Below are 19,638 nucleotides of genomic sequence, written 5' to 3' on the forward strand. Positions count from 1 at the left end.
CGTAAGGGTGTCTCAGGCTGTCGGCGGGGCGCCCCTGGCCTCGGGCGGCAGGGACGCCCACAGCCACGTGCTCACCGAGGCGGCGAACGCCTCGGGGGAGCCGGGGGCCGAGAGCCACGTCTCTGTCGCGGCGCGGACGAAGCCGATGGCGCCGGCGGCCCACAGCTTCCCGTCGTCACCGGCGAACCGTCCGTCGGTGACATCGAGGTCGAGGCGCTCGGCGAGGAGGTCGGCGACCTCGCGGAAGAAGCCGCCCTCCTCACCGGGATCGAATCGCCCCACGGCCTGGTCGCAGAAGCGGTAGATGCTCGGCGACTCGGCGGCGAGGCTGACGAACGCGCGGATCATCGCCTCGAGGGTCTCGCGGCGGTCAGGGGTCGGACCGGCGGAGTCTGCGATCGGGACGCGGGAGGCGCTCGCTTCGTCGAGCGAGTTCGCGATCACCTGCATCGCCCAGCCGCCCATCGCCTCCTGGAGCCCGGCGCGGTCGGTGAAGTAGCGGTAGAGCACGGCCTTCGTCGTCCCGGAGTGCTCGGAGATCTGCTCCATCGACAGATCGTCACCGTGTTCGTCGACGACATGGCGGACCGTCCGCAGCAGCTCGCGGCGGCGACTGTCGCGATGCTCCTGCCACCGCGTCGAGCGGCCGTCTGTGAGCGATTTCATGATACAGACGGTATCAGGTACTGTCGGTAACAGCTAATTCCTCGACAGACACGGAGGCGCTCATGCCCGCACCCACCTCACGCGCCGTCATCCTCGGCGGCAACCGCATTCCCTTCGCGCGGTCGAACAAGCAGTACGCGAAGGCGAGCAATCTCGACATGCTCACGAGCACGATCGACGGCCTCGTCGCCCGCTTCGGGCTGGCCGGGGAGACGATCGGCGAGGTCGCCGGCGGTGCCGTCCTCAAGCATTCGAAGGACTTCAACCTCACCCGCGAGGCCGTGCTCGGCTCGGCGTTGTCCCCGACGACACCGGCCTACGACATCGGCCAGGCCTGCGCCACGGGCCTCGAGACCGTCGTCAGCCTGACGAACAAGATCAACGCCGGGCAGATCGAATCGGGCATCGCCGCGGGCGTCGACTCGGCCTCGGACGCGCCGATCGTCGTCAACGACTCGCTGCGGGAGATCCTCCTCGAGCTCTCCCGGGCGAAGACGCTGACGCAGCGCGTGCGCATCGCCGCGCAGATCCGCCCCGCCTACCTCGCTCCGCAGGCGCCGTCGACGGGGGAGCCGCGGACCGGCCTGAGCATGGGTGAGCACCAGGCGATCACGACCGCCGAATGGCAGATCAGCCGGGAGGCCCAGGACGAACTCGCCCTCGCCTCCCACCAGGGACTGGCCAGGGCGTGGGACGAGGGCTTCTTCGACGACCTCGTGACCCCGTACCTCGGAGTCAGCCGCGACACGAACCTCCGCCCCGACTCGACACTCGAATCGCTCGCGAAGCTCTCCCCGGTCTTCGGCAAGCGCCTGCCGACCGCGGCGACGATGACCGCGGGCAACTCGACCCCGCTCACCGACGGGGCCGCATCGGTCCTGCTCGGCAGCGAGGAGTGGGCGGCCGAGCACGGCTTCACCCCGCTGGCCCGGCTCATCGACGCCGAGGCGGCCGCTGTGGACTTCGTCGACGGAGCCGAGGGCCTGCTCATGGCTCCCGCCTACGCCGTGCCCCGGCTGCTCGCCCGCAACGGTCTGACCTTCGACGACTTCGACGTCTTCGAGATCCATGAGGCCTTCGCCTCGACAGTGCTCGCGCATCTGGCCGCCTGGGAGTCCGAGGAGTTCGGACGCGAGAAGCTCGGTCTCGACGGGGCCTTCGGAACCCTCGACCGGTCGAAGCTCAACCCGCTCGGCTCCTCGCTCGCGGCGGGACATCCGTTCGCCGCGACCGGCGGACGCATCATCGCGACGACCGCGAAGTACCTCAAGGAGACCGGCAAGAAGCGTTCCCTCGTCTCGATCTGCGCAGCAGGCGGACAGGGACTCACGGCGATCGTGGAGGCAGCATGAAGGACAAGTACCTCGAACTCATGGGCGGACCGCTCGGGAAGATCGCGAAGACCCTCGGTCTCCCGCAGCCCGTCGAACTCCAGCGCTTCGGCTCGACCCCCGAGTCCTATCTGCGCCGGCCCGTCCTCGTCACAGGCTCCGGCAGCGGGGCCCAGACGATCGCCGACCTCCTCCTCGACAACGGATTCGAGGTCAGGCGGCACGCGGCCCCCGATGAGTCGCTGCGGGCGATCATCGCCGTCCTCGACGACGTGACCTCGCCCTCCGAGCTCTCCGAGACCGTGCTCGGCCTCGGCGGAGCGGTGCGGTCGCTGGCCAAATGCGGTCGCGTCGTGACGATCTCGGCAGCACCCGACCCGACCGCTCAGGAGCCGCAGGTGGCCGCCGCCACCCAGGGCATCACCGGTCTCACCCGGTCGTTGGCCCATGAAATGCGGCGCGGCGCGACAGCCAACGGGATCCTCCTCGGGCGCGGCGTCGGCATCGACGCGCCGTCGGTGGCGTCGGCGCTGTGGTTCCTCCTGTCGGGCAAATCGGCGTATGTCGACGGCCAGTTCATCACCGTGACCTCGGGTGCCGGCGAGAGCGTGACCGATGCCGAGTTCCTCGCCACCGGTCAGACCGGTCCGCTCGCCGGGCGCACCGCCGTCGTCACCGGGGCCGCCCGGGGCATCGGCGCCGAGGTGGCTCGCGTGCTCGCCCGCGACGGCGCCCACCTCATCGGCGTCGACATGCCCCAGGCCGGGCAGGCGCTGGCGCAGGTGATGAACGAGGTCGGGGGCAAGTCCCTCCAGCTCGACATCACCGCCGACGGGGCCGCCGACGCGATCGCCGAGGCCGCCGACGGCACCGTCGACATCCTCGTCCACAACGCCGGGATCACCCGTGACAAGCTGCTCGCGAACATGGACGCCTCCCGCTGGGACTCAGTGATCGCGGTCAACATCGCCTCGCAGGCGCGCATCAACTCCCGCCTCTTCGAGACCGGACGCTTCGCCGAGGGCGCGCAGGTCGTGTCGCTCGCCTCGACCTCCGGCATCGCCGGCAACCGCGGGCAGACGAACTATGCGACGTCGAAGGCCGGGGTCATCGGACTCACGGCCGCCTCGGCGGGGGACTTCGCGGCACTCGGCGGCAGCGCCAACGCCGTTGCCCCCGGGTTCATCGAAACCGATATGACCGCGGCGATGCCCCCGCTCACCCGGCAGGTCGCGCGCCGGCTCTCGAGCCTCCAGCAGGGCGGACTGCCCGTCGACGTCGCCGAGACGATCGCGTTCCTCGCCTCCGCCTCGGCGCGCGGCATCAACGGCCAGACCCTGCGGGTGTGCGGGCAGAACATGGTGGGTGCGTGATGAGCATGCTTCCCGTCTACGCGAAGGCCGTGCTCAAGGCCCTGCCGTTCGGCACGCGTCCCGGCACGGACCTGCCGGACAGGACCATCGCGCGCAGCATCGCCATCGACGCCACCGCCTATGCGGGGTTCGCGAAGGTCATCGAGGCTCCGCTGCGCGACGTCGTCCATCCCGGCTACCTCCACGTGCTCGCGTTCCCGCTGAGCATGCAGCTCCTCAGCGATCCCGCCGTGCCGCTGCCGCTCGTCGGGATGGTCCACATCCGCAATCGGGTCGAGGTCATCCGCCCGGTGCGCATCGGCGATGTCGTCGACTTCTCCGTCTCGCTGGCCGGCCCCTTCGCGCATCCGGCGGGGACGACGATCGACGTCGAGGTCACCGCCCAGGTCGACGGTGAGACGGTGCTGACGGAGACGACGACGTACCTGGCGAAGGGCAAGCGACTCGCCGGTGCGCAGGAGCAGCCGCAGCCGGCGCGTGAGGACTTCGTCGCGCCGCTGCCGACCGCGCGCTGGCGGCTCGACCCGATCATCGGGCAGCGCTACGCGAAGGTCTCCGGCGACTACAACCCCATCCACCTCAACGGGCTCGCCGCGCGCGGCTTCGGGTTCCCCAAGGTCATCGCGCACGGGATGTACACCGCGTCCCGGGCGCTGGCTGCGGCCGACCCCAGGCTCGAGTCCTACCGCTGGGACGTCTCCTTCGCGAAGCCGATCCTGCTTCCCGCGACCGTCGGGTTCGCCTTCACCGGGGGAGCGCGGCACGAGGCGGCGGACTTCGCGGTCTTCGACCCGGCTAAGGGCAAGCCGCACGTGCTCTCGAGCGTCACCGAGGTGGCCGCACCGAGCGGCAGCGCCTGAGGCTGTCGGGCGGCATCGCCTGAGCCGGCCTACAGGCATCGCCTGAGGTCAGAGACGGTGTGCAGTGAGGTCGGTCACAAACGGCCGATTCGATTTTGCGCCGCCGCCGAACGCGTGTAGAGTAATTCCTGTTGCCAGCGCGGGTGGCGGAATTGGTAGACGCGCTAGCTTGAGGTGCTAGTGTCCAAATTATCGGACGTGGGGGTTCAAGTCCCCCTTCGCGCACAACAGGGAAGGCCCTTCCGGAGGAATCCGGGAGGGCCTTCGCTCATTCCCCGTCGCGCCCGTGCGTTAACGTTGATCCTGTTCAGCACCGTCGTGTCGAAGGGGAGTCTCCATGTTTGATTTCAGTGCCGCCGAGGACGAGGTCACATCCCTGTGCCAGCAGCTCATCCGCATCGACACCCAGAACTGGGGGATGAACAAGGCGAACCCGGAACGCCCGGCCGCTGAGCTCATCGAGAGCTGGTTCGCCGAGGTGGGGCTGGCGTCGACGATCGTCGAATCCGCTCCCGGCCGGGCGTCGCTGGTCACCCGGATCGCCGGCGTCGATGCGACGGCTCCGGCCCTCGTCGTCCACGGCCACACCGACGTCGTCCCGGCCGCCGCCGAGGACTGGAGCGTCGACCCCTTCGCCGGTGTCATCAAGGACGGTCTGCTGTGGGGACGCGGGGCCGTGGACATGAAGGACATGGACGCGATGATCATCGCGGCGATCCGCGACATGGTCCGCCAGGGCCTCCAGCCCCGCCGCGACCTCATCGTCGCCTTCTTCGCCGACGAGGAGGCCGGAGGCGAATACGGGGCCCGCTACGTCGTGCGCAACCACCCCGAGTTCTTCGCCGGCGCCACCGAGGCGATCTCCGAGGTCGGCGGCTACTCCGTCGACATCCGCGGACAGCGGGTCTACCTCATCCAGACAGCGGAGAAGGGGCTGGCATGGCTCAACCTCATCGCCCACGGCTCCGCCGGCCACGGTTCCCAGCGCAACGACGACAACCCCGTCACCCGGCTCGCCGCGGCGATCACCCGGATCGGCGAGCACGAATGGCCGCAGGACATCCCCCCGGCGACACGACAGCTGCTCGAAGGGGTCTCGGAGATCACCGGGATCGCCTTCACCTCGGAAACGATCGGCGAACTGCTCACCGAGCTCGGCTCCGTCGCGAAGTTCGTCGCCCCGACCCTGCAGAACACGTCGAACCCGACGTTCCTCGAGGCCGGCTACAAGCACAACGTCATCCCCGGCACGGCGACCGGATACGTCGACTGCCGTACGCTTCCCGGCCAGCACGAGGACGTCATGCTCACGATCAAGGAACTCGCCGGACCGGGCATCGACATCGAGGTCAGCGAACAGGGCCCTGCCCTCGAAGCCGACTATCAGACCCCGCTGGTGGCCCAGATGAACGCGAGCCTGCTCGCCGCCGACCCGGACGCCAGGGTGCTGCCGTACACGCTCTCGGGCGGCACCGACAACAAGTCGCTGTCGGAGCTCGGGATCGCCGGCTACGGGTTCGCACCTCTCCGGCTCACCGGGGACCTCGACTTCCCGGCGATGTTCCACGGCGTCGACGAGCGCGTGCCCGTCGACGCGCTCAGGTTCGGGACCCGCGTCCTCGGCGACTTCCTGATGCGGGCGTGATCGTCACCGCGATCCCGACGAGGACGAGCGCGGCGCTGAGCACCGTCGTCACGCTCACCAGTGATCCCGGCAGCGGCAGCAGGTAGTCGAGGAGGAGCGCGCCGAGGAGGTTCCCGAACAGCGAGAAGAGGCTGAGGAGGAGCACGCCGAGGCGACCGACCGTGAGCGCGGTGATCCCGATGAAGATCACCCCGAAGGCTCCGCCGAGCAGCAGCCACCACTCCTCCGGCGCCGTGGGGAACCCCTGCCACCGCGCACCGCCGGCCATGACGACGGCGGTGGCCGCGAGGAGGGCGACGAACCCGGTCGCGAAGTTCGCCGTCGTCGCGACGACGGCCGATCCGGATGCCGCCCGGACGCGGCCGTTGAAGGCCTGCTGGACACTGACGAGACCGCCGGCGATGAACGGCAGCACCGGTGCCCACCACGGCACCCCGAGGTCGAGCCGCTCGGCGGCGCCGACGACGAGGGCCCCGAGGACGATGAGGACCCCGAGGATGCGCAGCACCGTCAGCCGCTGACGGCCGCCGGGCGGCAGCGCCGTGCCGTCGACGATGATGCCGCCGGCGACCTGACCGGCGACGAAGGCCATCGTGAACATCGCGACGCCCATGAGCGGGACCGTCACCGCCTGGGCGACGACGACGAACGCGCCGTTGAGCCCGCCGAGGAGCATCCACCACGGCAGCCGGCCCGAGCGCACCCAGACGACGAGTTCACGGGCCGCGGCCCGCGACGACGCGCTCGCGACGAGGACTGCGCCGACGACGAGGAGACCCGTGGCGAAGGAGATGAGCGCGGCGAAGACGGCGCCTCCGAGCACCGCCCCGAGCAGACCGTTGGCGCGTCCCTGCAGCGACATCGCCGCCCCCGCGAGGATCGTCGCGGAGCCGGCGAGGAGGAGGGAGAGGAAGCCCGAGTGCGTTGCCAACCCCGCGATCAGCCGGCGGTCGGCAGCGGCATGATCTTGCGGCGCAGCCAGACGGTGCGGGTGCCCCCGGCGGAGATCCGGGTCCGTGCGAGCTCCCACTGACCGTATTCGGCCTGGTCGTTGAGCTCCTGGAGACTGACGGAGCGCGGGACGTCCTTGGAGAACGAGACCTTCCGGAACTCGTAGGTCATCCTCGGTCGCTGGCGTTTCATGCGCCCACCTCCTTCATAGGGCCACTGTAGACGATGTGGGCTAATCTGGATCGTATGCCCGTCATCGTCCTCCTCAGACACGGACTCTCGAGCGCGAACACGGCAGGGATCCTCGCCGGACGCACCCCCGGCGTGTCGCTGACCGAGGACGGGACCCGGGCACTGGAGGCGACGCTGCGGATGCTTCCGCACACCTCCTTCGCCCGCCTCATCCACTCACCGCTGCTGCGGTGCGTGCAGACCGCCGAGATCGCACAGACGCACATCGAGGTGACCGAGACCCGCATCGGCGAGGAGTTCGTCGAACTCGACTACGGGGACTGGACCGGGCGCAGCCTCGCCGACCTCGTCACGACACCCGACTGGGAGACGGTGAGCCGGCGCGCCTCGGCGATGCGGTTCCCCGCCGGCGAGGCCATCGCCGAGGCGGCCGACCGGGCCGTGTCCGGGGTGCGGTTCCTCGTCGGCGAACTCCGGGAGCTCGAGAGGCTGGAGCAGGAAGCGGCGCAGCGACCCGAGCCGCCGAGCGAATCGTCGGCAGCGGGGGAGAAGCCGAAGCCCGCGTGGGGGATGATCGTCTCCCACGGCGACATCATCAAGGCGATCATCGCCGAGGCGCTCGGTATGCCGCTCGATGACTTCCAGCGGCTCGCGGTCGCCCCCGGCTCGTTCACGATCATCGACTACTCCGGGCCGTTCCCGGTGCTCACGGCGATGTCGGTGACCGCCGCCGGGCTTGCGGAGGCCGGTGTGCCCGGCGGCGGCGGTCTCAGCGACCCCGAGTGACCTCAGCCTGCGGCGAGGACGCCGGTGCCGAGGAGGATGAAGAGGAGGATGCCGAGCGCGACGCGGTACCACACGAAGATCGCGAACGACTTCGTCTGGATGTAGCGCAGGAACCAGTGGATGACGGCGAGGCCGAGGCAGAACGCGATGACGGTGGCGAGGATCGTCGGACCCCAGCCGAGCACCATCTCGGTGTCGCCGAGGCTCTTGACGATGCCGTAGAAGCCCGACCCGAGCACGGCGGGGATCGCCAGCAGGAACGAGTAGCGCGCAGCGGCGGGACGGTCGAAGCCCATGAACCGGCCGGCCATGATCGTGCCTCCCGAGCGGGAGACGCCGGGGATGAGGGCGAGAGCCTGCGCGAAGCCGTAGACGATGCCCTGTCCCCAGGTCATGTCCTCGATCGTGTACTGCTTCTTCCCCACCCAGTCCGCGAGGCCGATGATGAGGCCGAAGACGATGAGCATCGTCGCGGTGATCCACAGACTGCGGAAGGTCGTCTCGATGTAGTCCTGGAAGAGGAGTCCGAGGATGACGATGGGGATCGACCCGACGATGATGAGCCAGCCCAGGCGCACCTCGGGGTCCTTGCGGTCATGCCTGCCGACGAGCGCCAGGCACCACTTCGAGATGATGGAGACGATGTCGCGCCAGAAGTAGACGACGACGGCGAGCTCGGTGCCGATCTGGATGATCGCGGTGAAGAACGCCCCCGGATCCCGACCCGGCAGGAGCCATTCGCCGACGATGCGCACGTGCGCCGACGATGAGATCGGCAGGAATTCCGTGAGTGCCTGGACGATTCCGAGCACGGCGGCCACGAGCCATTCGTACATGCGTCTCCTAGGAGAAGAGGGTTGGCGGGAACGTGACCACGGTAGTCGGCGAATCGGGTAACCTCAAGAATCATGAACTCCAACCGCCTGGGAACGACCGGTCTTGACGTCAGCGATGTGGGTCTGGGCACCTTCGAGTGGGGGCATCGGGTCGACGGGCGGGACGCGCAGAGGCTCGTCGACGCCTACGCCGAGGCGGGCGGCAATCTCCTCGAACTTCCCAGCTCAGGCCTCCATGCGGCCGAAGTCCTCGGACAGGTCGACCTGCCGGACGCGGTGAGTGTGATGGGCAGGGTCGGGGTGTCGCTGAGTGAGTCCTCCCACATCGAGCTCGGGCTCGGGCGCGCCCGCATCCTCGACCAGGTCGCCGAGCTGCTGCGCGCGATCGGCCGCGAGCACCTCGACGTCCTCGTCCTCGACGTCTTCGACGCCGAGGTCGACAGGTCCGAGACCGCCTCGGCGATCGACACCCTGCTCACGCTCGGCACCGTCCGCTACGTCGGCGTCTCCCACCACACGGGATGGCAGCTCGCCGAGATGCGCGGGGCCGGCATTCCGATCGCGTGCGCGATCAGCGAATACTCCCTGCTCAACCGCGACGCCGATGCCGAGCTCGGACCGGCCTGCGACTATGCGGGCATCGGCCTCATCGCCGGTGCCGGGTTGGGCCGCGGGGTGCTTGCGGACAAGTACCAGCGCGGCACTCCCCAGGACTCCCGGCTGGCGGGGGAGCTCTCCGACTACGTCTCGCCCTACCTCGACGACAGGGCGTCGCGGGTGCTCGCGGGCGTGCGCCGGGCCGCGGCGGCCCTCGGGGTGAGCACGACGGACATCGCCCTGGCCTTCAACCGCGAACGCGGCATCGCCTCCACCCTCGTCTCCGCGCGCACCCCGGAGCAGCTGGGTCAGATCATGAGCAGCGACGTCACCCTCGAACCGGAGATCGCCGAGGTGCTCGAGCAGATCTCCTGAAATCTCGGCTCCCGGCAGGCACCGGTCCTCGTGAGGGTCAGCCCTCGTGAGGCGTCAGCGCCGGGCGTCGTCGATGTCGTCCTCGTCCTCGTCATCGTCGTCATCGGCGACGCCGAACTCGTCGTAGTCCTCGTCTTCGTCGTCGGCCTTCGCATCCTCGACGTCGTCGAAGAGCTCGAACGGGGTGACTTCGTCATACGCGGTGTAGATGGCGTCTTCGTAGATCTCGAAGGCGTCGGCCAAAGCCATGTACGCGGCTTCGACTCGGGGGTCTTGGTCTCCATTGCGATGTGCGGATGCGGCGAAGTGCTCCCTCACCGCTTCGAGGAATGCGTCCAGGGCCTCACGAGGATCTGTGCTCATGAGTCAAATGTATCCCAGCACGACGGTCACGCCTAGGGTCGGCGCAGATGGCCGGGGTTCCGACGGCCGGGCGGCAGTGGATTAGGCTGGGCCACATGGCCTCACTCTACGATCACCCCACACCCGACCGCTTCGTCGTCGGCACGATCGGCCTGCCGGGGGAGCGGACCTTCCTCCTCCAAGCGAAGTCCGGCGACGCCCTGACGACGGTGATCGTCGAGAAGGAGCAGGTCGAGATCCTCGCCGACCGCATCACCGAGCTCCTCGACATGGTGATGATCAAGGACCCCGCCGCCCGCGTGCCGCAGACGGCGATCGACGACCGCATCGACAATGCCGGGCTCAACGTCCCCATCGACCCCGAGTTCCGGGTCGGGACGATGAGCCTGGGGTGGGACACCGTCGCCCACGAACTCGTCGTCGAGTGCTTCGAACTCACCGAGGAGGACGCGCAGGCCGGCACCTCGGCCGACCCCGATGACGACGAGGTCGAGCGCGATGTGCTGCGCACCGTCCTCGATGCGGCCGGTGCCCGCGAGTTCGCGCGCCGCGCCGAGCAGGTCGTCTCCGCCGGGCGCGGGGACTGCCCGTTCTGCTCGCTGCCGCTCGAACCCGAAGGCCACCTCTGCCCGCGCGCCAACGGTGTTGCACGAGCCTGACGGCCCGGCGGCGGTCGACCGCCTCGTCGAATCCGCGCTGACCGGCGGGGAGCCCACGCTCATGGGAGACATCCCGCGGGCGAGCAACTCGACCTCGCTCGTCGTCGTCGACCACGCCGACCGCGTGCTCAAGGCCGTCTACAAGCCGATCGCCGGCGAGAGACCCCTCCACGACTTCCCCGACGGCACCTTGGGGCTGCGCGAAGTCGCCGCGTACCGGCTCAGCGCCCACCTCGGCCTGCGGGTCGTCCCGCCCACCGTGCTCCGCACCGATCTGCCGCACGGTCCCGGCTCCCTCCAGGCCTACGTCGAGGACGCCGGCGACGACGCCGACGTCGCGCTCACCGAGATCGACGGGATCCCCGAGGCGTTCGCCCCGATGTTCGCCCTGCGCACCGAGGACGGACGGGACCTCGTCCTCTCCCACAGCCTCGGCGAGGAGCTGCGCCGGGTCGCCTTCTTCGATCTGCTCGCCGGCAACGCCGACCGCAAGGCCGGGCACATCATCACTGGCAGCGTGCTGCCCGGGGTGACCGGGGGGTTCGGGACGTTCGGCATCGACAACGGATTGAGCTTCCACCCGGAGGAGAAGCTGCGCACGGTGCTCTGGGGATTCGCCGACTCCGCGTTCGATGACACCGAGCGCGCGGCCCTCGACGAGGTCGCGGCCATGCCCGCGGTGCTCGTCGACGCGCTCACCGAGTGCCTGCGGGAGACGGAGATCACAGCGCTCGCGCAGCGGGCGCAGACCCTGGCCGACACCGGGATCTTCCCCCCTCCGCCCGAGGACAGGACGGCGATTCCCTGGCCGCCGATCTAGGACGTGCTCGCGACCGCCGGTCTCGGTTAGGCTGGTCTGCGTGAAATCATGGTCCGCACCTGAGCTGCCCCAGCTGTCCACCACCGGCACAGTCCCCACCGTCTTCGACACCGGGGCGCGCAGCCCGAGGCGACTGAGCGGACGCGACGGCAGAGCAGCCCTCTACGTCTGCGGGATCACCCCCTACGATGCGACCCACCTCGGCCATGCCGCGACCTATGTCGCCTTCGACCTGCTGGGCCGGGTGTGGCGCGATGCCGGCCTCGACGTCGTCTACGTCCAGAACACGACCGATGTCGACGACCCGCTGCTCGAACGCGCCGCGGCCACGGGCGTGGACTGGCGCGAACTCGCCGAGTCGCAGATCCAGCTCTTCCGCGACGACATGGAGGCGCTGCGCGTCATCCCGCCCCAGGACTACGTCGGCGTCGTCGAATCGATTCCGCGGATCGCCGCCGCCGTCAGCGCCCTCCTCGCCGAGGGGGCCGCGTACACCCTGGACAACGGTGACGTCTACTACCGGGTGGACACCCCGATTCAGCCGCCGTTCGGCAGCGTCAGCCACGACGATCGGGCGACGATGCTGCGCCTGTCCGCCGAGCGCGGCGGCGACCCGGAGACCCCCGGCAAGGAGAATCCGCTCGACCCGCTGCTGTGGCGCGCGGCCCGCGACGGCGAACCCTCCTGGGACGGCGGGGCGCTCGGTCCCGGACGCCCGGGCTGGCACATCGAGTGCACGGTCATCGCCGACGACTGTCTCGGCCTGCCCGTCGACGTCCAGGGCGGCGGCAGCGACCTCATCTTCCCGCACCACGAGATGGGCGCCGCCCACGCCGCGGCGTGGCAGCGCACGCCGCTGGCGCGGACGTTCATGCACACGGGCATGGTCGGCTTCGAGGGCGAGAAGATGAGCAAGTCGAAGGGCAACCTCGTCCTCGTCTCGCAGCTGCTCGCCGAGGGCGTCGACCCTATGGTCATCCGCACCGTGCTCCTGTCGAACCACTACCGCAGCGACTGGAACTTCACCCGCGACCTCCTCGACTCCGCGGCCGAGCGCCTCGCCGCATGGAAGCACGCGGCGACGTGCGAATCGGAGTGCCGGGAGGGGCTGCGCACCCACATCATCGGCCTCCTGCGCGAAGCCCTCGCCGACGACCTCGACAGCCCCCGGGCCCTGGGGATCCTCGACGAATGGGCCGAGCACTACGCCGACACACCGGCCGGGGAGCCCGGCGCCGTGACCGGGGAGCGGGTCGCCGACGCCGTCGACGCCCTGCTCGGCATCCGGCTGCGCGACTGACTCAGCGCTCGCGGCCGCGTCCGCGCAGGTAGCGTTCGAATTCCGCGGCGATCGCCTCGCCGCTGGCCTCGGGCAGCTCGGTCGCGTCGATGCGCTGCTCGAGGCGCCCGAGCAGCTCGGCCAGCTGCGGATTGCCCGACACGACCTCATCGGCGCCGAGCTCCCAGGCTCGGCTCTCCTCCTCGAGGATGGGAATGTCGATCTCGATCCCCGTGGTCTTCTCGACGGCCCGGACGAGTGCGAGTTCGGCCTTCGGCGACGGCGAGTCCCCGAGGTAGTCGGGCACGCCCACCCAGAGGTTGATCGCGGTGAGCTGCCGCCACGAGCACGCGACCCCGAGGAGTCCGAGGATGCCGATGGGCCCTTCGTAGCTGTTGATCTCGATGCCCAGCTGCGCGGCGAGGTCGGGGTCCTCGGTGTTCGCGACGACCGGCAGCGGCCGGGTGTGGGGCACCTCGGCGTGGAGGCCGCCGAGGAGGACGACGGAATCGTCCTCACCCACCTCGGCGAGGATGAGGGAGAGGAACTCCCGCCATTTGAGTCCGGGCTCGTGCCCGTGGATGACGGTGACGGCACGTCCCTCATGGGTGCCGCGGTGGACCTCGACGCCGGGCCACGCGATGCTCGCGCGTCCCGTCTCATCGCGTTCGATCTCCGGTTCGGAGAAGCGGAACTCGTAGAAGCCGTCGGTGTCGAGGATCTCGCTGTCGTCGAGCCCCCACGTGTCGATGATGTCCTTGACCAGCGAGCTCGCCGCCTCCGAAGCATCGGCGTCCTGCCCCTCGAAGGCGATGAAGACGAGCGCACCGTGACCTGATGGGAGAAATGTCATGCGACCACATTACGCTGGAACCATGACGAATCCTGGCGCGGTCCTCTGGGACATGGACGGAACCCTGGTCGACACCGAACCGTACTGGATCGAGGCCGAGACCGAGCTCATGGCCGCCCATGGACTGCCGTGGTCGGAGGAGCAGGGCCTCGAGTTCGTCGGCAACGATCTCCTCACCTCCGGCAGCCTCATGCGGGAGGCCGGACTCGACCTGCCCGCCCCCGTCATCGTCGACACGCTGCTCGCGGCCGTCATCGCCCGCATCGCGGAGTCCGTGCCCTTCCGGCCCGGCGCGCTCGAGCTGCTGAGCGCGCTGCGGGAGGAGGGGATTCCGTGTGTGATGGTGACGATGTCCTACCGCAGCCTCGCCGAGGCGGTCATCGCCGCGTGCCCGCCCGACAGCTTCGTCGGGCTCATCTCCGGTGACGAGGTCAGCGCCGGCAAACCCGATCCGGAGCCCTACCTCGCGGGAGCCGCGCTGCTCGGTCTCGATCCCGGCAGGTGCATCGCCCTCGAGGACTCCCGGCCCGGACTGGCCAGCGCCGAGGCGGCGGGCACGATCGCGATCGGCATCCCGCACCTCGTCGACCTCGACCCCGCCCCCGGCACGACCCTGTGGACGAGCCTCGCCGGACACGACGTCGACGATCTGCGCGCGCTCACGTCCCGACTATCCGCGTGATCTCCGGGGTCGGGGGAGCGGCGTTGCCCCAGGCCGGGCACAGGGGCTTGAACGAGCACCAGTTGCACAGCGGGGACTTCCGGGGACGCCAGCGATCGGCTTCGGCGGCTGCGACGATGTCGTTCCAGATCGCGGCGATCTCGAATTCGCTGGCCTCGAGATCGGCCGGAGTCGGATGGGATTTGAGGATGCTCCGCGAGCCGAGGTACATGAGCTGGAGCGTGTGGACGAGCTCTCCGGTGAGCCGGTACTCGACGAGCGCGTAGAACCCCATCTGGAACTTCGCCTCCCGCCCGTACTGGGGTTTCGGCTGCTTGCCGGTCTTGTAGTCGACGAGGCGCTTCTCCCCGCCCGGGGCGACGTCGACCCGGTCGATGAACCCGCGCAGCTCGAGCCCGTTGTCCAGCGTCGTCGTCACGTACTTCTCCGTCGTCTCCGGTTCGAGATGCTCGGGGTACTCGAGGGTGAAGTACGCGCGCACGAGGTTGTGGGCGGATGTGAAGAATGTCTCCTTCTCCTGATCATCGGCGAAGATCTCGAGCACGGTCGGGTCCTTCTCCACCAGGGCGTCCCAGCTCGGGGAGAGCATCGCCTGGGCGGCGTCCTCGGTGCGCTCGGCCGCCGGCAGCGTGAAGAGCTGCTCGAGCACGGAGTGGACGAGCGTGCCCTTGAATGCCGCCTGTGAAGGGGGTTCCGGAAGCCTGTCAATGCTGCGGAAGCGGAACTTCAAGGGGCATTGCACGAAGTCGTTCGCACGGGACGGAGAGAGACTGGTGAGCTCGGCCATGCACCCACTCTAACGAGGGGTCCTGACACGGGCCGGGCACGACGCGGCAGGCCCCGTCGAGTTGAGCGGACACGACGCGTCTGACATGGTGAAGGCCTCTGCCGCTGTTAGGCTGAGAATCCCGACCCCAACGTGCAAGAGGATGTCCTTTTCATGGCCGCGAAGAACCACCAGACCGGCGCCTCATCCGGCGTGCGCCTGGGGACCGTTCTCGGCGCCCCCGTCATCCTCGCGTGGTCGTGGTTCCTCGCCGCGATCGTCATCACGATCCTCTTCGCCCCGTGGGTGCACACGGTGCGCCCCGACCTCGGGCTGTGGTCGTGGGCGGTGGCGTTCGCCTACGCCGTCCTCCTCTTCGCCTCGGTGTTCCTCCACGAACTCGCCCACGGCGTCGCCGGCCAGTTCTACGGGCAGAAGGTCGCGGCGATCGAGCTCAACATCTGGGGCGGCTTCACCCGCTTCGAACCGCAGGTCGACAACCCGCGCGACAAGGCGGCGATGACGAGCTTCGTCATCTCCATCGTCGGGCCCATCGTCAACATCGTCCTCGCCCTCCTCGGGTGGTGGTGCCTGAGCGCGGTCACCCCGTACTCGGTGCCGTGGCTGCTCCTCGTCGCGATCACCTTCGCCAACGTCGCCCTCGGCGCGATCAACCTGCTCCCGGGCATCCCGCTCGACGGCGGGTGGGCGCTGCAGGCGCTGATGTGGCGGATCACCGGGTCCCAGTACCTCGGCACGATCGTCGCGAGCTGGGTGGGGCGGATCATCGCGATCGGCTTCATCGGCTGGTCGGTCATCACCCCGCTGCTCGCCGGTCAGCGGCCCGATCCGCTCAACGTCGCCTGGATGTCGCTCATCGCCATCATGCTGTGGTTCTCCGCCGGGGATGCCGCGACCCATGCGAAGCGGGCCCGGAAGATGGAGACCTACGATCTGCGGCAGGTCATCCAGCCGGCGATCGCCGCGACCTGGGACGCCGATCTCGCCGACACCCTCGACTATGCGAACACGCTCGGCCATGCCAAGGAGCGCACGCTCATCGTCGTCCTCGACCAGAAGGGGCTGCCCTACGGTCTCGTCGACCGCCACGCCGCGGCCGGTCGCCTTGCCGAATCGATGACCCACATCCCCGTCGGCGAAGTGGCCAGGCCCCTTGCCGGCTGGATCGGGGTGCCCAAGGACATCACGGCACCGCATCTGCTCGAGTCGCTCACCCACCGCCCCAAGGCGCAGTTCTGCCTGGTCATGGACGGCAACACGCTCGTCGGCGTCATCGATCTGCAGGAGTTCTTCGACGAGCTTCTCGCGGCCTGAACCGGTGTGCGTAAGGCACACCTCACCAGCGTAGAGTAGAAGCATCATGACTCAGCCTCACCGACCCGACACCGCACTGCGCGCGGGGGAGAAGATCCAACTCACCGATCCCAAGGGCCGGATGCACACGATCGTGCTCGCCTCCGGAGAGGTGTTCCACACCCACAAGGGACTCATCAGCCACGACGACATCATCGGCCGTCCCGAGGGCATCGTCGTGACGAACTCCGGGGGTGTGGACTTCCAGGTCTTCCGCCCCCTCTACGAGGACTTCGTGCTCTCGATGCCGCGCGGGGCCGCCGTCGTCTACCCGAAGGACTCGGGTCTCATCGTCACCCTCGGCGACGTGTTCCCCGGAGCCACCGTCGTCGAGGCGGGCGTCGGGTCGGGCGCCCTGTCGATCGCCCTGCTGCGCGCCGTCGGGCCCCAGGGCCGCCTCCACTCCTTCGAGCTGCGCGAGGAGTTCGCCCACATCGCCGCGGGCAACATCGCCGACTTCTTCGACGGCGCCCCCGACAACTGGGCGGTCACGGTCGGCGACCTCGCCGAGACCCTGCCCGCGGAGTTCGCCCCCGGCACGGTCGACCGCGTCGTCCTCGACATGCTCACCCCGTGGAACGTGCTCGCCGCCGTCACGGAGGCGCTGGCTCCCGGGGGCGTCGTCATCGCCTACGTCGCGACCGTCCCGCAGCTCTCGCGCTTCGTCGAGGCGGTCCGGGAGACCGGGTGCTTCAGCGAACCTAGCGCGATGGAGTCGATGGTCCGCGGCTGGCACGTCGACGGACTCGCCGTCCGTCCCGACCACAGGATGATCGCCCACACCGGCTTCCTCGTCATCGCCCGCAGAATGGCACCGGGGGAGGTGCCCCTGGAGAAGAAGAAACGCCCCCAGGGTGCGCCGGCCTCGACCGCCGACGTCGAGGCGTGGACCGGAGGAGAGGTGACGGAGACGGCGATCGGCACCCGGGTGGCGACCGGCAAGAAGCTGCGTCGGGTGATGCGCGAGGCCGGCAGACGACTCGAGACTCCCGGCACCAATCCGGCACAGCCAGCCGCAGACCAGCCTGACCCGGCGCCGCCTGCCGGAGACCAGACCGACCCGGCACAGCCTGCCGCAGACCAGCCGGCCGCAGCGGCCACGGACCCAGAGCAGAAGGAGGACAGCCGATGACAGAGACACCGACGAGCGAGGTGAAGAAGCTGCGGGAGGACACCGCCTCCCTGCGTCAGCAGCTGTTCACCGCCGGCAAGCGGAACGAGGCGCTGTCGAAGACGCTGCGCACCGCCCGGGAGGAGCTCGGGCGGATCAAGGAGGAGGCCAGGCGGCTGACCGAGCCCCCGAACAGCTGGGGGACCCTCATCGCCGTCGACGACGCGGGCCTGTTCGCCGATGTCATCGTCGGCGGACGGCGGATGCGGGTGGCGGTCGGTCCCGAGGTCGAGGCGAAGTCGCTGCGTCCCGGCACCGAGGTGCTCCTGTCCGAGGGCCTCGTCATCATCGGCACCGGCGACTTCGGCTCGGTCGGCAGCGTCGTCACCGTCCGCGAGTTCATCGACGACACCCGCATCCTCGTCGGCGCTCCCGGCGACGACGAGCAGGTCTACGTCCTCACGCAGGAGGTCCTCGACTCAGGCGTCCGCCTCGGCGATGCCGTCGTCGTCGACACCCGCACCCACTTCGCCCTCGAGGTCGTCGAGAAGCCGGAGGTGTCCTCGCTCCTGCTCGAAGAGGTCCCCGACATCACGTACTCGGACATCGGCGGTCTCGCCGATCAGATCGGGCAGATCCAGGACGCCGTCGAACTGCCCTTCGAGCACCCGCAGCTCTACACCGAGCACGGGCTCAAACCGCCCAAGGGCATCCTCCTCTACGGTCCGCCCGGCTGCGGCAAGACGCTCATCGCCAAGGCGGTCGCGAACTCGCTCGCCGAACGCAGCTCGGAACGGGCGCGGAAGACCTACTTCCTCAACATCAAGGGCCCCGAACTCCTCGACAAGTACGTCGGGGAGACGGAGCGGCAGCTCCGGCTGATCTTCGCCCGAGCCCGTGAGAAGGCCTCGGCCGGGTTCCCCGTCGTCGTCTTCTTCGACGAGATGGAATCGCTGTTCCGCACCCGCGGCACCGGCAAGTCCTCCGACGTCGAGACGACGATCGTTCCGCAGCTGCTCACGGAGATCGACGGCGTCGAGCAGCTCGACAACGTCATCGTCATCGGCGCCTCGAACCGCGAGGACCTCATCGACCCCGCGATCCTGCGGCCCGGTCGCCTCGACGTGAAGATCCGCATCGAACGGCCCGACGCCGAGGCCGCGCGCGACATCTTCGGCAAGTACCTCACCCCGGCGCTGCCGCTGCGGGAGAGCCTCGTGGCCGAACACGGCGGAGCCGAAGCCACGGTCAGCGCCCTCATCGACTACTGCGTCGAGCGGATGTACGCGAGCGTGCCGGAGAACGAGTTCGTCGAGGCCACCTACGCCGACGGCTCCCGCGAGGTCCTCCACTTCTCCGACTTCGCCTCGGGCGCGATGATCCACAACATCGTCGACCGGGCGAAGAAAGGGGCGATCAAGTCACTGCTCGAGACCGGGCAGCGGGGTCTGCATCCCGAGCACTTCGCCGAGGCGATCGCCGAGGAGTTCAGCGAGCACGAGGACCTGCCGAACACGACGAACCCCGACGAGTGGGCGCGGATCTCCGGGCGCAAGGGCGAGCGGGTCACCCATCTGCGGATGATGCACCTCGACACGACCCGCGGAGCCCCGACGCTCGAGTCCGAGATCGCCGAGGCGACCCCGAACCCCGACCTGCTCTGAGGCCGGACCGGGTCCGGGCTTGTGGGTCGTGGTCTGCGGCTCAGCGGCGGCGCTTGCCGCCGCCGGAGACGGCGGTGGCGATGACCCGCCAGCCGACGAGGGTGATGAAGTTGAGCGTCGTGGCGACGATCATGAAGCTCACGGGAACCTGCCCGGGATCCCCGCCGGCGCCGGTGAGGCCGCGGATGACGAGGCCGAGCAGCACGGTGATCGCCCAGATCCCCGTGCCCGAGGCGAGCGGGGACAGCGGTCGGTCCCACACCGCGGCGAGCACCCACGCGACGACGAGGGCGGCGACGAACGGCCAGGCGGTCGTGACGATGCCCTGCGGGTCGAGGTCGTTAGAGTGGGTGTAATGCCCGATGATCGTGAAGAGGATCACGAGCACGAGGTCGACGACTAGGGCGATCGGGAGATGAGATTTCTTCGCAGCCACGAGTGCGAGTCTAACGGTG

At 69.3% G+C, this 19,638-nt stretch carries 21 protein-coding genes and 1 tRNA gene; 14 read left to right on the plus strand and 8 right to left on the minus strand.

What is annotated here, in order from left to right; translation table 11 throughout:
• Positions 1–12 precede the first annotated feature (12 nt).
• The gene (locus J9315_RS08470) at positions 13–666 is read right to left on the minus strand and encodes a TetR/AcrR family transcriptional regulator (RefSeq protein WP_211979215.1); all 654 of its coding nucleotides are present in this window, start codon (positions 664–666) and stop codon (positions 13–15) included.
• Between the two features lie 62 nt (positions 667–728).
• Here J9315_RS08470 and J9315_RS08475 point away from each other — a divergent pair, with 62 nt between their 5' ends.
• The 5 genes from J9315_RS08475 to J9315_RS08495 all read left to right on the plus strand — a co-directional run bounded on the left by J9315_RS08475 (position 729) and on the right by J9315_RS08495 (position 5,875).
• On the plus strand, positions 729–2,018 hold the full coding sequence (locus J9315_RS08475; protein ID WP_211979216.1) for an acetyl-CoA C-acetyltransferase: 1,290 nt from the start codon (positions 729–731) through the stop codon (positions 2,016–2,018).
• A complete protein-coding gene (locus J9315_RS08480) occupies positions 2,015–3,370 on the plus strand; it encodes a 3-oxoacyl-ACP reductase (protein ID WP_211979217.1) in 1,356 nt (451 codons plus the stop codon). The genes J9315_RS08475 and J9315_RS08480 overlap by 4 nt, the downstream gene beginning before the upstream one ends.
• The gene (locus J9315_RS08485; RefSeq protein WP_211979218.1) at positions 3,370–4,230 is read left to right on the plus strand and encodes a MaoC/PaaZ C-terminal domain-containing protein; all 861 of its coding nucleotides are present in this window, start codon (positions 3,370–3,372) and stop codon (positions 4,228–4,230) included. Before J9315_RS08480 ends, J9315_RS08485 begins: the two co-directional genes overlap by 1 nt.
• 137 nt (positions 4,231–4,367) lie before the next feature.
• Positions 4,368–4,455: transfer RNA gene (locus tag J9315_RS08490), tRNA-Leu, on the plus strand.
• Positions 4,456–4,567: 112 nt separating this feature from the next.
• Complete coding sequence (locus tag J9315_RS08495) at positions 4,568–5,875, plus strand: M20/M25/M40 family metallo-hydrolase (RefSeq protein ID WP_211979219.1); 1,308 nt, start codon at positions 4,568–4,570, stop codon at positions 5,873–5,875.
• On the opposite strand, the gene J9315_RS08500 is transcribed toward J9315_RS08495, so the two are convergent.
• Positions 5,829–6,806, minus strand: a complete 978-nt coding sequence (locus tag J9315_RS08500; protein WP_232623602.1) for a DMT family transporter — start codon at positions 6,804–6,806, stop codon at positions 5,829–5,831. The genes J9315_RS08495 and J9315_RS08500 overlap by 47 nt on opposite strands.
• Positions 6,807–6,814: 8 nt before the next feature.
• A complete protein-coding gene (locus tag J9315_RS08505) occupies positions 6,815–7,018 on the minus strand; it encodes a DUF5703 family protein (protein WP_232623601.1) in 204 nt (67 codons plus the stop codon).
• A gap of 54 nt (positions 7,019–7,072) precedes the next feature.
• On the opposite strand from J9315_RS08505, the gene J9315_RS08510 reads away from it, so the two are divergent.
• Positions 7,073–7,804, plus strand: coding sequence for a histidine phosphatase family protein (locus J9315_RS08510; protein WP_198498795.1), 732 nt, complete (start codon positions 7,073–7,075; stop codon positions 7,802–7,804).
• Positions 7,805–7,806: 2 nt separating this feature from the next.
• Here J9315_RS08510 and J9315_RS08515 read toward each other — a convergent pair whose 3' ends face one another.
• A complete protein-coding gene (locus J9315_RS08515) occupies positions 7,807–8,640 on the minus strand; it encodes an undecaprenyl-diphosphate phosphatase (protein ID WP_198498794.1) in 834 nt (277 codons plus the stop codon).
• A gap of 72 nt (positions 8,641–8,712) precedes the next feature.
• Here J9315_RS08515 and J9315_RS08520 point away from each other — a divergent pair, with 72 nt between their 5' ends.
• A complete protein-coding gene (locus J9315_RS08520; RefSeq protein WP_198498793.1) occupies positions 8,713–9,612 on the plus strand; it encodes an aldo/keto reductase in 900 nt (299 codons plus the stop codon).
• A gap of 54 nt (positions 9,613–9,666) precedes the next feature.
• On the opposite strand, the gene J9315_RS08525 is transcribed toward J9315_RS08520, so the two are convergent.
• A complete protein-coding gene (locus J9315_RS08525) occupies positions 9,667–9,975 on the minus strand; it encodes a hypothetical protein (RefSeq protein ID WP_198498792.1) in 309 nt (102 codons plus the stop codon).
• Between the two features lie 95 nt (positions 9,976–10,070).
• On the opposite strand from J9315_RS08525, the gene J9315_RS08530 reads away from it, so the two are divergent.
• Genes J9315_RS08530 through mshC form a run of 3 tightly spaced genes read left to right on the plus strand, consistent with a single transcriptional unit; the run spans position 10,071 to position 12,754 of the window.
• Positions 10,071–10,634, plus strand: coding sequence for a DUF3090 domain-containing protein (locus tag J9315_RS08530; protein WP_137824063.1), 564 nt, complete (start codon positions 10,071–10,073; stop codon positions 10,632–10,634).
• Positions 10,621–11,454: an SCO1664 family protein gene (locus tag J9315_RS08535; protein WP_232623600.1), complete on the plus strand. Its 834-nt coding sequence runs from the start codon at positions 10,621–10,623 to the stop codon at positions 11,452–11,454. Before J9315_RS08530 ends, J9315_RS08535 begins: the two co-directional genes overlap by 14 nt.
• A 40-nt stretch (positions 11,455–11,494) precedes the next feature.
• Positions 11,495–12,754 (plus strand): cysteine--1-D-myo-inosityl 2-amino-2-deoxy-alpha-D-glucopyranoside ligase, encoded by a 1,260-nt coding sequence (gene mshC / locus J9315_RS08540; protein WP_198498791.1) that lies wholly within the window; start codon positions 11,495–11,497, stop codon positions 12,752–12,754.
• A gap of 1 nt (position 12,755) precedes the next feature.
• Here the strand turns inward: mshC and J9315_RS08545 are convergent, their stop codons facing one another.
• Complete coding sequence (locus J9315_RS08545; RefSeq protein WP_198498790.1) at positions 12,756–13,586, minus strand: PAC2 family protein; 831 nt, start codon at positions 13,584–13,586, stop codon at positions 12,756–12,758.
• A 22-nt stretch (positions 13,587–13,608) separates the two neighbouring features.
• Between J9315_RS08545 and J9315_RS08550 the strand changes: the two genes are divergently transcribed.
• The gene (locus J9315_RS08550; protein ID WP_198498789.1) at positions 13,609–14,268 is read left to right on the plus strand and encodes an HAD family phosphatase; all 660 of its coding nucleotides are present in this window, start codon (positions 13,609–13,611) and stop codon (positions 14,266–14,268) included.
• Here J9315_RS08550 and J9315_RS08555 read toward each other — a convergent pair.
• On the minus strand, positions 14,246–15,055 hold the full coding sequence (locus J9315_RS08555) for a PD-(D/E)XK nuclease family protein (RefSeq protein ID WP_198498788.1): 810 nt from the start codon (positions 15,053–15,055) through the stop codon (positions 14,246–14,248). The two genes, J9315_RS08550 and J9315_RS08555, sit on opposite strands and share 23 nt — an antisense overlap.
• Positions 15,056–15,208: 153 nt before the next feature.
• Between J9315_RS08555 and J9315_RS08560 the strand changes: the two genes are divergently transcribed.
• From J9315_RS08560 to arc, 3 genes are read left to right on the plus strand one after another with little or no spacing between them, the layout of a single operon-like run.
• Positions 15,209–16,369 carry a site-2 protease family protein gene (locus tag J9315_RS08560; RefSeq protein WP_198498787.1) on the plus strand — a complete coding sequence of 387 codons (1,161 nt, stop codon included), beginning with the start codon at positions 15,209–15,211 and terminating at the stop codon, positions 16,367–16,369.
• A gap of 46 nt (positions 16,370–16,415) precedes the next feature.
• Positions 16,416–17,540 carry a tRNA (adenine-N1)-methyltransferase gene (locus tag J9315_RS08565; RefSeq protein WP_232623599.1) on the plus strand — a complete coding sequence of 375 codons (1,125 nt, stop codon included), beginning with the start codon at positions 16,416–16,418 and terminating at the stop codon, positions 17,538–17,540.
• Positions 17,537–19,183: a proteasome ATPase gene (gene arc, locus J9315_RS08570; RefSeq protein WP_198498786.1), complete on the plus strand. Its 1,647-nt coding sequence runs from the start codon at positions 17,537–17,539 to the stop codon at positions 19,181–19,183. The genes J9315_RS08565 and arc overlap by 4 nt, the downstream gene beginning before the upstream one ends.
• 40 nt (positions 19,184–19,223) lie before the next feature.
• On the opposite strand, the gene J9315_RS08575 is transcribed toward arc, so the two are convergent.
• A complete protein-coding gene (locus J9315_RS08575) occupies positions 19,224–19,619 on the minus strand; it encodes a DUF3054 domain-containing protein (protein WP_198498785.1) in 396 nt (131 codons plus the stop codon).
• Positions 19,620–19,638 lie beyond the last annotated feature (19 nt).

This window comes from Brevibacterium sp. W7.2 (genome assembly GCF_018137945.1).
GTDB lineage: Bacteria > Actinomycetota > Actinomycetes > Actinomycetales > Brevibacteriaceae > Brevibacterium > Brevibacterium sanguinis.

Coding starts and splice junctions, on each gene's coding strand:
- J9315_RS08470 (WP_211979215.1), bottom strand. CDS start 666: ATGAAATCGCTCACAGACGGCCGCTCGACGCGGTGGCAGGAGCATCGC.
- J9315_RS08475 (WP_211979216.1), top strand. CDS start 729: ATGCCCGCACCCACCTCACGCGCCGTCATCCTCGGCGGCAACCGCATT.
- J9315_RS08480 (WP_211979217.1), top strand. CDS start 2,015: ATGAAGGACAAGTACCTCGAACTCATGGGCGGACCGCTCGGGAAGATC.
- J9315_RS08485 (WP_211979218.1), top strand. CDS start 3,370: ATGAGCATGCTTCCCGTCTACGCGAAGGCCGTGCTCAAGGCCCTGCCG.
- J9315_RS08495 (WP_211979219.1), top strand. CDS start 4,568: ATGTTTGATTTCAGTGCCGCCGAGGACGAGGTCACATCCCTGTGCCAG.
- J9315_RS08505 (WP_232623601.1), bottom strand. CDS start 7,018: ATGAAACGCCAGCGACCGAGGATGACCTACGAGTTCCGGAAGGTCTCG.
- J9315_RS08510 (WP_198498795.1), top strand. CDS start 7,073: ATGCCCGTCATCGTCCTCCTCAGACACGGACTCTCGAGCGCGAACACG.
- J9315_RS08515 (WP_198498794.1), bottom strand. CDS start 8,640: ATGTACGAATGGCTCGTGGCCGCCGTGCTCGGAATCGTCCAGGCACTC.
- J9315_RS08520 (WP_198498793.1), top strand. CDS start 8,713: ATGAACTCCAACCGCCTGGGAACGACCGGTCTTGACGTCAGCGATGTG.
- J9315_RS08525 (WP_198498792.1), bottom strand. CDS start 9,975: ATGAGCACAGATCCTCGTGAGGCCCTGGACGCATTCCTCGAAGCGGTG.
- J9315_RS08530 (WP_137824063.1), top strand. CDS start 10,071: ATGGCCTCACTCTACGATCACCCCACACCCGACCGCTTCGTCGTCGGC.
- J9315_RS08545 (WP_198498790.1), bottom strand. CDS start 13,586: ATGACATTTCTCCCATCAGGTCACGGTGCGCTCGTCTTCATCGCCTTC.
- J9315_RS08550 (WP_198498789.1), top strand. CDS start 13,609: ATGACGAATCCTGGCGCGGTCCTCTGGGACATGGACGGAACCCTGGTC.
- J9315_RS08555 (WP_198498788.1), bottom strand. CDS start 15,055: ATGGCCGAGCTCACCAGTCTCTCTCCGTCCCGTGCGAACGACTTCGTG.
- J9315_RS08560 (WP_198498787.1), top strand. CDS start 15,209: ATGGCCGCGAAGAACCACCAGACCGGCGCCTCATCCGGCGTGCGCCTG.
- J9315_RS08565 (WP_232623599.1), top strand. CDS start 16,416: ATGACTCAGCCTCACCGACCCGACACCGCACTGCGCGCGGGGGAGAAG.
- arc (WP_198498786.1), top strand. CDS start 17,537: ATGACAGAGACACCGACGAGCGAGGTGAAGAAGCTGCGGGAGGACACC.